The sequence below is a fragment of the Pseudomonas sp. NMI542_15 genome, assembly GCF_021283425.1.
In the GTDB taxonomy this organism is placed as follows: Bacteria; Pseudomonadota; Gammaproteobacteria; order Pseudomonadales; family Pseudomonadaceae; genus Aquipseudomonas; species Aquipseudomonas fortuita.
On sequence record NZ_JAJSRO010000003.1, the window covers coordinates 358,235 to 370,614 of the forward strand.

A 12,380-nucleotide genomic window follows, 5' to 3' on the forward strand; every position below is an offset into this window, starting at 1 on the left:
ACGTAAGCCTCAAACCGCTTGGGAGTCGCTCAAATAAGGGCACTCCAAGCTCTTCCTCAACCTTAAGAATCTGCCGATCAATAGCCGAGGCAGAGACGTGCAAAACCTCCGCCGCTCGGCGAATGCTGCGGTGCTGAGTGACCTCGAGAAAGTACCGGGTGAATCGAGAGAAAGGGAACATGTGTTGTGTTTTTTGCAACGCGATGATGAGAAATCGATGTTTGAGTTCATCACGCCGTGATCTTAAAGTCCATACCGAAGCGCCTCAGAGCGCGCTTTTCAGACCGTTATGGCAGCTGACGAGGCTTATGTCCCATGATCAAAGACCGTACTCTTCCACTCAATTGCACTTTTGTCGAAAGTGACTGGCGCATTCTCGCTTCGCATTGGTACCCAATCGCCGAATCAATCACAGTGGGCGTTGAGCCGATCAAAGCGATGCTTCTCGACGAGCCGCTTGTGGTTTATCGGATAGGCGAAGAGTTGATCGTGGCGCGGGACGTATGCCCGCATCGTGGTGTTCCGCTGAGTATGGGGAAGAGCGACGGCCAAGGAGTGGTTTGTCCGTACCACGGCTTGCGCTTCGGTCACGGAGGCAAGTGCAACAAGGTTCCGGCAAGCCCCAATGGATCCATCCCAAGCCGTATGCAGCTTTACACGTATCCTGCGGTCGAGCGTTATGGACTGATCTGGACGTGCCTCGATCCTCAGAACGATCAAGTCGACATACCGAACATGCCTCATTGGGAGGATGCAGGGTTTCAGCAAATTGTTTGCCCAGCTTTCGACGTTAAGGCATTTGCAGGGCGTCAGCTTGAGGGCTTCCTTGATGTCGCTCATTTTGGCTTCGTTCACACGGACACTTTTGGCAATCCGAACAACGTTGAGGTTCCTGCCTATCGTCCCGAAGAAACACCTCAAGGTTTCGAAGTTCGCTATCTAAGCACAGTGGCAAACTACCCGATCGGCGTAGAGGCTGACATTCCTGCTGATTTCATTTGGCTGAGACACTTCGAGGTACACCTGCCGTTCACGGCTACTCTGACGGTGCACTTTCCGAACGATGGTCGGCTGGTGATCATGAATGCGGCTTCCCCCGTGTCGGCGAAATACACGCGAATGTTTGCCCCGATCGCGCGTAATTTTGACAAGCATATTCCTGTAGAGGACGTTCATAGCTTCAACTTTCAGGTGTTCGAAGAGGATCGTCTTATCGTCGAAGCTCAAAAACCGGAGCGTCTGCCACTCGATCCATCTCTAGAAGTGCACATTCCGGCGGACATGAGCTCGATTGCCTATCGCAAAGGGTTGCGTAGCCAAGGACTAAGCCAGTTCTTCCTGAGCTAAGTACGCGATTGTTTTACCTGAATAGACGTGGGGAGCATGCGTGGCATGCTACCCGTGTCCCGGGGCGCGGACACTAACCAGTGCTGGTGGAGGTGCTCTCCCAATTCACACTGGCAAATGACCAGGAACAATCAGCCCAAGCGATCTTTTCATCTCTTCATCTTTGGTGCGTTCGCAATGACTCTTTCACCTTCTAACTCGAAGTCGTTGGATATCGTCATCATCGGCGCAGGCATCGGTGGGCTAACGGCGGGTATTGCCCTGCAACGTCACGGACATCGCGTACGGCTGTTCGATCGGGTTGCAGAGCTGACACCTGCAGGCGCTGCGATCTCCGTCTGGCCCAACGGCGTCAATATCCTAGAAAAGCTTGGTCTCGGAGATGAGATCAAAAGCTTCAGCGGTAGCATGGACACCATGAGTTACAGCACGCACAAAGGTGCCCTGCTAACCCGCTTCAGCCTCGAACCGCTATATAAGTCCGTCGAGCAGCGCGCTTGCCCCATCGCCCGTACAGCCTTGCAGAAAGTCCTGCTGAATGCCTGTGGCGCTGAGAACGTCACTCTGAGTGTGAGCTGCGACAGTGTCGAGGTTCAGGAGGGCGGTGTGCTGGTGAAGCTCTCCGATGGCCAGCGCATCCAGGCCGATCTTGTGGTGGCCGCTGACGGTACCCACTCGCGGCTGCGCAACTACGTGGCTGGCTGCGAAGTAGCGCGTGACTACTGCGGCTATGTCAACTGGAATGGGCGCGTGGACGCTAGCGACGATCTTGCTTCTGCTGCCGAGTGGACCCAGTTTGTCGGTGACCAAAAACGCGTTTCGCTCATGCCTATCGGCAACGGCCAGTTCTACTTCTTTTTCGATGTACCACTTCCCGCTGGAACTCTCTATGTGCGGGAACGCTACCGTGAAGAGCTGTACAGCCACTTCGAAGACTGGGCTCCTCCAGTGCAAGCCCTAATAGAGCGTATGGATACCTCCATCGTCAGCCGCGTCGAAATCCACGACATAGCGCCAATCACCAGCTTCGTCAAAGGCAGGGTAGTTCTGCTGGGCGATGCGGCGCACCCCATGGCGCCTGACCTGGGCCAAGGAGGCTGTCAGGCTATGGAGGATGCCTGGGTACTTGCCAAATGCCTGGAGCTAAGAGCCGCTGATGTCGTAGCCGCGCTTGACCTCTACAACACCGCTCGTGTCGATCGCACCGCGCAGATCATGCTGCGTGCCCGTAGCCGGTCAGAACTGACCCACGGAAGAAGCCCGGCGCATACGCAAGCTTGGTATCAGGAGCTCGCGCAGGAGACAGGGCAACGTGTAATTGCGGGGATCGTCAAAACTACCCTAGGAGGCGGGGAAATGGTACTCGGCTGATCCGGAAGTGGCCAACCCTGCCTGCGCAATCTGAGGCAGTAATGATCTCCCTTGAAAGTCTCTTCAGACGCATAGGCGCCTGGTCGATCAGGTCATGGGTGGCATCTGCGTCATTACCGATCGAACCATGCGTTCAACCAGATAACCTTCACCTGCGACCTGGATTGTACCTGTGCAAGGGCGGACACCATCGCCCTTGATGCTGGAGTTTGGAGGTGGGTTCGCCGAACGCATACGTTCGAGTAGCGATCTCGACTGCTCATGCTGATAGGTCCAACCGTGATTGCTCCAGGGGCCGCTCTACACGAGGTCCACTTTCAGTTGGTGCCCGGCATACCTCGCAAAAGCTGCCGTCAAGCCCAGCCGGTGACCATTCCCATTCAGGCGCAAGTGTTTCATCGTCCCAAAGCTTCGTGCGGGGCATTGTCAGAATGGCTGGATAAAGGCCAGTGCGATCGCGCTGGCCGTGCAGACCGCATTACATGGCGTAGGTTTTGCGGAACATGTTTTTGTAGTGGTCCTCGACAGTGATCACCGGGTACTTAGGCGACTCTCCTGGAATCAGACATTGCTGGATACACTCGATCTTGTGATCAACATTCCCAGAATAGAAATATGGCACTGAGTAACGCTCGTTCCCTGACAGATTGACTACCCGATGCAAGGTCGAGCGATACAGATCGTTGGTCCAACGCGAAATCAGGTCGCCTATGTTCACCACGTAGGAACCAGGCACAGGCATAGCCCAGATCCAGCCGTTACTTTCCTGATCCCAAACCTGCAAGCCCGAATTATCGTCCTGCAGTAGTAGCGTCAGGCCGCCCCAATCGGTGTGTGCTCCGCAACCTTTTTCACCTGGTGCTGCCGAAGGTGACTGGGGCGGATAATGGAGCAACCGCAAGGTCGTCATCGCGTCGTGGCAGAAGCCAGCAAAGTGCTGCTCAGGAAGACCCAGGGACAACGCGACGCCTTGCATCAACAGTTGCGCTACACCCTCCAGTTCCCATTGGTACTGCTCCATCGTTGCACGAAACTCAGGCAAGGCTTCTGGCCAGAGGTTTGGACCTTGGTTGAACTTTCCGTTCAAAACATCAGGGTGGTCGAGTGGCTTATCCTGCCCGATATAAAATCCCTCTTTAACATCGGCAGGCGCCCCGGCCTCAAGCACCTGATTGCGCAGCGGCTCGTAGCCTCGATTTGCTTGAGAGAGCGACTTATCAACCTTGGCTTTTTCTTCGGGGGCCAGTGCAAACAGCTTCGCTGCCTGGTCGATGACTCGCTGCTGGAGCTCCGAAGATATCTCGTGACCGGTCACATAAAAGAACCCTTTATCGCGGCAAGCCTCACCGATTTGCCGGCCTACCTTTGCGCGTACAGCGAGGTTCGATGAGCGCAGTCCGGACATATCGATGATCGGCAGCGATGCAGCCGTATCCGAGATTTCAATGGTTGTTGGTACGAGTTGAGCGTTTGTCATGGGAGCAACTCCTGCTTGAAGACTTTTAGTGTCATCGGTTGAGCCGCATACGAAAAGCATCGAATATCGCTCTCGCTGATGCCTTTTTGGCAGCGCTAGCCAGGAGCCCCGTAATCAGCGGCCTCTTGGCGCTCGCGGAGCAAAATCTCGTCTGCGAGAATTCTGGCAAAGGCATCAACGGCAGTCGGGATATAACGACCCGCCCGCTTATACAACCCAAGATCGCAAAAAACCCCGCCGCCATCCGTTAACGGCAGCATTTTTAGCAGCTTCGCCTCCATTTGCGCCTCAATACCAAATCTGGTCTGGAAAGCGATGCCACGGCCCCGGAGCACCATCTGCTTAGCAAGTTCGAGTGAGCCAGACTCAATTCGGGCTTTGCCTGGAATATTCGCTGCCTTTAGCAAGGCCGCCAATCGGTGGCGAGTCGATAACTCAGGTTTGCCGAGAATGAGATCGTAATCTGCGCAAGCACCGAAACTAACTTGAACCCTTGCACCTAATGGATGCCCTGGGGGCACTATTGCTCCAAGTCGAAAATGCCCGAGGGCTAGCTGCTGAAGCTCTTCGTGTCTGGGCAGTGCAAACGCCAAACCAAGGTCAGCGTCTCCTGTAACGATCGCGTCAGGAATGCCATCGGCACCGCAGAGAGAAACCCCAATAGTCACCCTTGGATAACGCTGATGCATTATCTCCATCACCGTTGGTAAGAGGTCGACCGCCAGCGTCTCAACCGTTACCACTTCTACATGCCCAGCACGCAGCCCCTCCATCGCGTCAAACTCTGCGCGCAGCCTTTCAACGTCATGCAAAACCACACCGATGTGACGTGCAAATAACTCGCCAGCGGGCGTCAATCGGAGGCCGGAATTGAGCCGATCGAACAGGGGTGCACCAATATCATCCTCGAGCTTAAGTATCTGACGGTTCACCGCTGATGAGGCGACATTCAAACGCCGCGCGGCTTCGCGGATGGACTCGCAACGGCGGACCATGTCGAAGTAGGTGACGGCAATTGAGTGAAACTTTAAACGGCGAGCCATTGTTAATCCCTCAAATCACTATGCGGGCTTAAAGGTCTTCAGCCCAAGCGATGCTAGGGCAAAGACTGGAGGTAGCACGCGTGCGCAAGCAGACATACACCTCACCAGCGCACCAATCTGAATCACAAAAGAAGATTGGCGCACCTCTTTGGCGCTAAAAGCCTCGCCAAGAATCTTCGGACGCTTTCATCAAAAGCTGTCCGACCAGTCAAATAGAGGGCTAGCCCTATCAATCAAGTGAATTGGCACAGGAAGTGCTTTGACATCGGTATAACTGGTATACCAGATTGTGTATCTGGAAAGCCATGAAATTTGATGATGACAGCAAATGGCCTTTGACTCTGGCTCACGCGATAGGGGATCAACATATGAAAAAGATGTTCAAGCTGGGATGTGCCGGTCTCGGCATTCAAGCGTCGTCCATGCAGCGGCCAGTTTCCCTGGTCGAACTGCCTATACTCGAGCAGTTCAAGCTGGTAAAGGAAGCCCAAGTCTGGGACTTCATTGACCGTATTCCGAACAATCGTCAGGAGCTGGACGAGTACATCAAGGGCAGCCAACTCTACGATCTGCCGGTACTGTCGGGCAGTGGCTGCTACACCTTGGGGCTCGATGAGGCAGTCATCAGGGAAAACCTGGATCTCACCGTAGAAGTAGGCGGCAAGTACCACAACTTCATGGTTTGGGCCAAACACAAGGACGGCCACTACGTCACCAATGAGGAAGTGGCTGCCTGCTACCTCGACGCTTATGAATACGCTGCCAAATCTGGGGTCATCATCACCTTCGAAAACCACGTTGACATGTGGTCAGAAGACTACCGGCGAGTGCTGGAAGTAGCCGATCTGGTTGAGGCTCGCGGTGTGCCATTCAACATGGCGATGGATTACAGCCACTGCATCTTCAAGATTGAAAATGAGGTCGAGCACGCGGTTTCACAGATGCGCGGAGATAACGAGGCCATTGCGATGCTTGACCCGTTCAATTCCGATAGCTACGCAGATCAATGGCTTAGCCGCAACCTAGTGCACTGGGCGCAGATGCGGCCAGCAGCACCGAACGGCCCATTGAACTGGTGGGGCTTTGAGACTGGCCCTTGGGACGCGAAAGGTATTGACCGCCCAGGTCGATCTATTCAGTACCCATTCGAGCGTCCAGCCAAGGGGGAATGGCACACCGATATGTGGCATGCGCACAAGTTGGCTTGCACCAAAGAAGTGACCCGCAAAGTCATCGATGCGTATCTGCAAAGTGACGACACCTCGCTGTCGCTGATGACCATCGACAACATCAATCTGAACGCCTACGGCCTAGGCTGGAAATACAACATGTTCGCTGACAGCTGCGCCTACGCGAACTTCGTTCGTGAGCTGTATGCCGAGCGTGCGGCTGTCCATCAAGCCCGCAGTGCTGTTTCACCTACCGAATTCGTTGCCCAGTACCGGGCCCAATAACCGTGACTGCCCCGGTCACTCCACGGTGCGCCGGGCTTCAGAAGGCATTTTCATGCACGCAGAAAACAGCTTTGTAATCGACGACTGGTATCCCGTCGGGGCGCTGGCCGAGACAGTCAGCGGCCGGAAATACCACACTCGAATTTTAGGGACGGAGATCTGGTACCAACTTGCAGATGGCACTGTATCCGCCGGGCTGGCAGATAACACGGCGGAGCTAGCGTCCAAGAGCATTTATGGTCTGCTTTGGGTGTCACTAAGCGATAACCCTAGGGACGTCATTGCGATACCGGAGTTCGCGGAAGCGGACCGCAGAGTGGTCAGCGCAGGCTCGATCCGAGTAGCTACGTCAGGACTGAGGGTTATCGAGAACTTTCTCGACATGGCGCATTTTCCGTTTGTTCATACCGACATTCTTGGCGCGGAGCCCCTGACCGAGGTTGCCGCTTACGATGTCGAAATAGATGAAGCGGCTGATGAAATTCGGGCAGTCAATTGTCGTTTCCCGCAGCCCAAGGGGTCAGCAGCTGCGAGCGAGCCGGTGGAGATGCAATACGTCTACCGGATAGCTCGCCCTTTCATTGCCATCCTCTACAAAACATGTGTGATCGATGCCAACCGCTTGGATGTGCTTGGACTTTTCGTGCAGCCGGTGGATCAGGAGAGCAGCATCGCTCACACGATCATGTGCTACCTGGACGACATCAATACCGACAAACAACTGCGCGACTTTCAGCAGCGCATTTTCGGGCAGGACATCATGATCCTGATAAACCAAGTCCCCAAGGCCTTGCCCCTTAATCCAAGACATGAAACCCCCGTGCGAGCGGATGCACTCTCCAGTGCCTATCGACGCTGGCTTAATGACAGAAACGTGACGTTCGGCACCACCCGAGGGTGAGCTGTATTAGCAGGTGATGAGATATGGTTTCGTTGAATCAACAATGGCACGTGATTGCCAGCTCTGAAGACTTGCCGTTCAGGCATGTGTACCAGACACGTCTGCTTGGCCAGGAGCTTGCCGTCTGGCGTGACGACGCAGGTGAAGTAAACGTATGGGAGAATCGTTGCCCACACCGTGGTGTGCGGTTAAGCCTAGGCGTGAATGTCGGCGACCAGCTCAAATGCCAATACCACGGCTGGAAATACGAGAGCGGCTCGGGGCAGTGCTCCTTTGTACCGGCACATCCCGGCGCAAAACCTAGCACTGCATGCGTTCGCACGTTCCAGTGTACGGAGGTGGACGGTGTAGTTTTTGCTCGGCTTGAGGCCGCTGGATCTGAACACAAACCGAACAACTCTGCACCGATCGATGCAGCCGTAGCGAGCAACCTACGCAGTCATACTGTTCCCATGAGCGCCACTGCAGCCGCAGGCTTGCTCAAAGAAGCAGCAACGTTATTCGCTCCTGTTTTGGGCAGTTCTACCGATGGGGTTCAGGTGCTGGCCACCGGCCTTATTATAGACCTGAAGTGCGCAGGCCTTTTGGACACCCTACGGCTGTTCGTGCAGCCGGAGTCGGATGGACGAGCAGTAATTCATGCTCGCCTTTTCTCTAACCAACCCGTGTCCTTAGAGCGTAAGTCGACTTTCATTGATATTCTGGGAAATTTGTTCTTGCCCGCGCGGGAGAGCACTAGCAACGTCGCGGCTCCCCCTGTCCGACTGATTGCATCTGATGCCGTACCAGTGGCGGCAACACGCAAGGCTACAGCGAACCACCAGTTCTGGTGCACCGTGACGTCACGTCGTAGTGAAACTCCGGACATTGACTCTTATTGGCTCACGCCTGACGAGCCACAACAATTCGATCTCGAACCGGGAATGCATGTCAGCGTGCTCACGCCCTCCCGACACCTACGCCAGTATTCTTTAGTGAACACCCCGGAGGAACGGGACGTCCTGGTGATCGGAGTCAAGCATGAAGTGAACTCACGAGGCGGCTCGCGCAGCATGCACGCTGATGTGCACGTCGGCACCAAAATCCTGGTCTCACTACCACGAAACCAGTTCATCCTACAGCCGCCTGGCCGCACACCATTGCTGATCGCGGGTGGCATTGGGGTCACACCGATCTTGGCGATGGCTTTGCATCTGCAGTACGTAGGGCGCCCCTATGGTTTTCATTACCTGGCGCGAGGTGAGCAACATATCGCCTTCCCGGATCGAATCGCTACCTTGGCCAGTGATCATCCACCTTATCTAGGATTGGATGTCCTTGGGACCCAACGAACGATCACTGAACTGTTGCAGTCGGTGGATAGCGACAAGCACGATGTGTACGTTTGTGGTCCACAACAGATGATCGAGTTGGTGGCTACAGTTGCTCAGCAAGCGGGGTTTACCCGAGAGCAGATTCACTTCGAGTACTTTGGTCTGACGCCTTCCACAGGCTCAGTCCCCGCCACCACAACGACCGGGTACCAAGTCGCAATAAATTCTACAGGCCAAGAGTTCACCGTCGAACCAGGGCAAACACTTCTAAAGGCGTGTCTGGATCACGGCATAACAATAGATTACTCCTGCGAGCAAGGCGTCTGCGGGGCTTGCGTTACCCCTGTTATCAGTGGCGATATAAATCATGAAGACGTCTACCTTTCCGCCAAAGAGAAGGAAAGTGGGAAATTAATCATGCCATGTGTGTCGGGCTGTAATTCCAAGAAGCTGGTGTTGAATATTTAATCGGTGCCCCATGTTAAAACTTTACGATTTCGAGTTGTCTGGCAATTGCTTCAAAGTCCGATTAATGATGTCGATTCTAGGTCTAAAATACAAGACCGAGGTTGTGGAGTTTTACCCAAGGCGGGAACATAAAACCCCAGCATTTCTGAGAATTAATCCGATGGGGCAATTGCCAGTTTTGCAGGATGGTGAAAAAACCATTCGAGACTCCCAGGCGATATTGGTTCATCTCGCTGCGATGTATGACTCGACGCGTCAATGGTATCCGGTCAATCGCCCCGACGTGCTTGGAGATATCCAGATCTGGCTAGCATTCGCGGACAGTTTGACTGGGTCCATCTCAGCTGCTCGGTTGCACGAGCTTTTCATGTACGACTTCGATGCTGAGAGTTGCCGCTCTCGCGCTTACGATCTGCTGAATGTAATGGATAAGCATCTTTGGATGCAGCGTCAACAGGGCTTCAATTATTTATGCCCGTTGGCACATGCGACTGTGGCTGACATTGCCTGTTTTCCGTATGTAGCGATGGCCGACGAAGCAGGACTATGCCTGCAAGATTATCCCTCCGTACGTTTGTGGCTGGATGCAGTCAAGCGAGTTCCTGGATTTACAGTAATGTCGGGGATTTTCCCAGCAGGAGACGCACCGCACTAATCAGGATTGGCACTGGGCGAAGCGCCGAGCCGAGCATCGGCGCCCGAAAATTCGTGCCAAACCGATTCAATTTGAAACGCTGCCTTGCTACTAAAACATTTGGCTGAATGAGGCTTGGAAATGGTCATTTACACCCCGCCATCAGTGGCAAAGAACATTCCTGTTATCGATTTGCTCGACAGCTTTTCTCACGATATTGAAAAACGCAAGGCAGTAGCCTGGGAAATTCATAAAGCTGCTCGACAGACTGGTTTTTTTTACATTAAAAACCACGGCGTTCCGTTAGAGCTGCAACAGGCGCAATTCGCGGTGGCCAAAGATTATTTCCGAACTCCGCTTGAAGATAAGATGCGAATTAACTCTAAGAAATCGAGTTGTCTGCGTGGCTATGAGCCTATCGCGGCACAAACCTTGGACGAGGGTTCGCCACCCGATTTGAAGGAAGGGTTCCTTTTGGGGCGAGAGCTAACCGAGGCGCATCCCCATGTTCAGCGCAAGACTCCTTACCATGGCCCCAATCAATGGCCAGAAGGGAATCCACGTTTTCGTCAGCATACCGAAGATTACATGCAGTACATGGATCTACTCGGCCGTAGGCTGGTTCGCTTACTCGCGCTATCACTGCAACTGCCTGAAGACTTTTTCGACGAAGGTCTCAAGGAACCAATGATCATCACTCGGATGCTTCACTATCCAAGTCAGCCGGCCGATGCTCGTGAAAATCAGCTGGGTGCCGGCGCACACACCGACTGGGGTCTAATCACTCTCCTGCTGCAGGATGAAGTGGGTGGTCTGGAGGTACGTAATGCCGACGGGGAATGGCTGAAAGCCCCCTACATTGATGGTACTTTCGTTGTGAATCTGGGCGACATGGTTCCGTTGCTAACGGATGGCCTGTATCACTCCACCATGCATCGGGTCTTCAACGCGAGACAAGACGCCGCGCGTTACTCGATTCCTACCTTCTTTGACCTGGATTACTACTACGAGGTCGAAGTAGTACCGTCACTTCGCAAGCCTGACACTACCTACCCGGCACCTATCACGGTTGGGGGGCACATTGCTGCGATGTTCGACAAGACGTTCGGCGTCACCAAAGCCACGGTATAATCACTCGCCGGAATGCAAAGGCCACCCTCGGGTGGCCTTTTTAATTTCTGGCTCTGCCAACTATAAATGGCGAACTACCAGCCCGCCACTATAGTTAAAAATAGTATTTCACAATCAGGCTTGTCACATTCTGATTGGTATTGAACTCCTTGGTACTCTTAATGGCGTACTTGTTAGACCAATTATTATACTCGATACCTGCATAGAAGTGCTTCGCTTTATAGCCTAGATACTTGCCAATGTCATATTTTACCTGGGGATTGAAGAGCAAATTGCGATGGTAGCTCCCCTTGTTATTGACTACCCAGTCCAAATAACCATCGATAACAAGATCGGAGCGTCCCATCGGAATCGTATAAGCCCAGCTTGGAGTAATCTGCCATTGACCAGAGGGCGCGGCGCCGCCATCTGGCTTGCGGTAATAGAAATTTATCTGGAAATAATCGAATCCTGGAAGAGCGAGATCAAATCCCGGGCCTAGTAGATAATTGACCTGATCGTGTGAACCGTTCCGGTCGTTCTTATCCCATTCAATGCTTGTTGCGATTAGCACATCCTTGATCGGACCAAAGGCAAGGTTGCTGTTGAACATTTTGCCAAGTGAAAGACGCGGCGCCGCCTCACTGTAGATAGAATGATGCCCGTCATTGTAGGTCCCACCTCCTGGATACCAGTTGTTATCAATGAAAAAATACACGTCGCCCCACGACCAATCGCTAAAATGTTCATAGGTGATGGTCTGAACAGTCTTGGCATCGACTTTGAACTCTTTACCATATTGGTATGTAAGGCTGTCGCTATGCCAATTCATGTCTGCAAATGCAGATAGTGGGAGACAAGTGATACCCAGCAGCCCAGCAGAGCCTACCGCAGCGACCAACTTATTAACTTCCATCTTACCTCCAATATATAAAACTGACCGAGCGATCAGCTATTTATACATAGCAAGTATGGGGCCAGCTAAACACTCTATTGCGCAGATTTTACCGACGAAATCAACACATAAAAAAATCTTTTGCGCTGTGTGAGAGCATATAAATAAATGGCGGCGTATTACGGTGCGGGATAATCTCTCTCTCTTGCAACGTGATGGTGCGGCCGCGCCCCATAATAATCGGGAGTTTGAGAGGCAAAAAAAAGCGACCGATAACGGTCGCTAAGCGCAATCCTGACCTGGGAGCATTAAGGCAGGTACCACTTCATATTTTCTAAAACATTTATCAACATTACTGAGTTCTACT

The 12,380-nt window shown here is 53.3% G+C and carries 10 protein-coding genes and 1 pseudogene; 7 read left to right on the forward strand and 4 right to left on the reverse strand.

The genetic code is table 11. The annotated features are described in order from the left end of the window. Position 1: 1 nt before the first annotated feature. Positions 2-181, reverse strand: a pseudogene (locus LU684_RS07630) (helix-turn-helix domain-containing protein); the annotation flags it as partial. Positions 182-315: 134 nt separating this feature from the next. Here LU684_RS07630 and LU684_RS07635 point away from each other — a divergent pair. Both LU684_RS07635 and hpxO read left to right on the forward strand, forming a co-directional pair. Next, a complete protein-coding gene (locus LU684_RS07635) occupies positions 316-1,347 on the forward strand; it encodes an aromatic ring-hydroxylating oxygenase subunit alpha (protein ID WP_232894422.1) in 1,032 nt (343 codons plus the stop codon). Positions 1,348-1,464: 117 nt separating this feature from the next. Next, a complete protein-coding gene (gene hpxO, locus LU684_RS07640; protein WP_232894436.1) occupies positions 1,465-2,718 on the forward strand; it encodes an FAD-dependent urate hydroxylase HpxO in 1,254 nt (417 codons plus the stop codon). A 478-nt stretch (positions 2,719-3,196) separates the two neighbouring features. Here hpxO and LU684_RS07645 read toward each other — a convergent pair whose 3' ends face one another. Then, complete coding sequence (locus LU684_RS07645; RefSeq protein ID WP_197864806.1) at positions 3,197-4,195, reverse strand: isopenicillin N synthase family dioxygenase; 999 nt, start codon at positions 4,193-4,195, stop codon at positions 3,197-3,199. A gap of 95 nt (positions 4,196-4,290) precedes the next feature. Next, on the reverse strand, positions 4,291-5,238 hold the full coding sequence (locus LU684_RS07650) for a LysR family transcriptional regulator (RefSeq protein WP_054890492.1): 948 nt from the start codon (positions 5,236-5,238) through the stop codon (positions 4,291-4,293). A gap of 305 nt (positions 5,239-5,543) precedes the next feature. Here LU684_RS07650 and LU684_RS07655 point away from each other — a divergent pair, with 305 nt between their 5' ends. From LU684_RS07655 to LU684_RS07675, 5 genes are all read left to right on the forward strand, one after another. Then, positions 5,544-6,692 carry a sugar phosphate isomerase/epimerase gene (locus LU684_RS07655; RefSeq protein ID WP_232107112.1) on the forward strand — a complete coding sequence of 383 codons (1,149 nt, stop codon included), beginning with the start codon at positions 5,544-5,546 and terminating at the stop codon, positions 6,690-6,692. 52 nt (positions 6,693-6,744) lie between these two features. After that, complete coding sequence (locus LU684_RS07660) at positions 6,745-7,593, forward strand: aromatic ring-hydroxylating oxygenase subunit alpha (protein ID WP_009682459.1); 849 nt, start codon at positions 6,745-6,747, stop codon at positions 7,591-7,593. 23 nt (positions 7,594-7,616) lie between these two features. Further along, positions 7,617-9,374 carry a Rieske 2Fe-2S domain-containing protein gene (locus LU684_RS07665; protein WP_232894437.1) on the forward strand — a complete coding sequence of 586 codons (1,758 nt, stop codon included), beginning with the start codon at positions 7,617-7,619 and terminating at the stop codon, positions 9,372-9,374. A 10-nt stretch (positions 9,375-9,384) separates the two neighbouring features. Continuing rightward, on the forward strand, positions 9,385-10,029 hold the full coding sequence (locus LU684_RS07670) for a glutathione S-transferase family protein (protein ID WP_232894438.1): 645 nt from the start codon (positions 9,385-9,387) through the stop codon (positions 10,027-10,029). A 120-nt stretch (positions 10,030-10,149) separates the two neighbouring features. Beyond that, the gene (locus LU684_RS07675) at positions 10,150-11,139 is read left to right on the forward strand and encodes an isopenicillin N synthase family dioxygenase (RefSeq protein ID WP_009682462.1); all 990 of its coding nucleotides are present in this window, start codon (positions 10,150-10,152) and stop codon (positions 11,137-11,139) included. A 94-nt stretch (positions 11,140-11,233) separates the two neighbouring features. On the opposite strand, the gene LU684_RS07680 is transcribed toward LU684_RS07675, so the two are convergent. Next, positions 11,234-12,034 carry an outer membrane protein OmpK gene (locus tag LU684_RS07680; protein ID WP_232894439.1) on the reverse strand — a complete coding sequence of 267 codons (801 nt, stop codon included), beginning with the start codon at positions 12,032-12,034 and terminating at the stop codon, positions 11,234-11,236. Between the last annotated feature and the right edge of the window lie 346 nt (positions 12,035-12,380).

Coding starts and splice junctions, on each gene's coding strand:
- LU684_RS07675 (WP_009682462.1), top strand. CDS start 10,150: ATGGTCATTTACACCCCGCCATCAGTGGCAAAGAACATTCCTGTTATC.
- LU684_RS07660 (WP_009682459.1), top strand. CDS start 6,745: ATGCACGCAGAAAACAGCTTTGTAATCGACGACTGGTATCCCGTCGGG.
- LU684_RS07645 (WP_197864806.1), bottom strand. CDS start 4,195: ATGACAAACGCTCAACTCGTACCAACAACCATTGAAATCTCGGATACG.
- LU684_RS07670 (WP_232894438.1), top strand. CDS start 9,385: ATGTTAAAACTTTACGATTTCGAGTTGTCTGGCAATTGCTTCAAAGTC.
- LU684_RS07655 (WP_232107112.1), top strand. CDS start 5,544: ATGAAATTTGATGATGACAGCAAATGGCCTTTGACTCTGGCTCACGCG.
- LU684_RS07665 (WP_232894437.1), top strand. CDS start 7,617: ATGGTTTCGTTGAATCAACAATGGCACGTGATTGCCAGCTCTGAAGAC.
- LU684_RS07635 (WP_232894422.1), top strand. CDS start 316: ATGATCAAAGACCGTACTCTTCCACTCAATTGCACTTTTGTCGAAAGT.
- LU684_RS07650 (WP_054890492.1), bottom strand. CDS start 5,238: ATGGCTCGCCGTTTAAAGTTTCACTCAATTGCCGTCACCTACTTCGAC.
- hpxO (WP_232894436.1), top strand. CDS start 1,465: ATGACCAGGAACAATCAGCCCAAGCGATCTTTTCATCTCTTCATCTTT.
- LU684_RS07680 (WP_232894439.1), bottom strand. CDS start 12,034: ATGGAAGTTAATAAGTTGGTCGCTGCGGTAGGCTCTGCTGGGCTGCTG.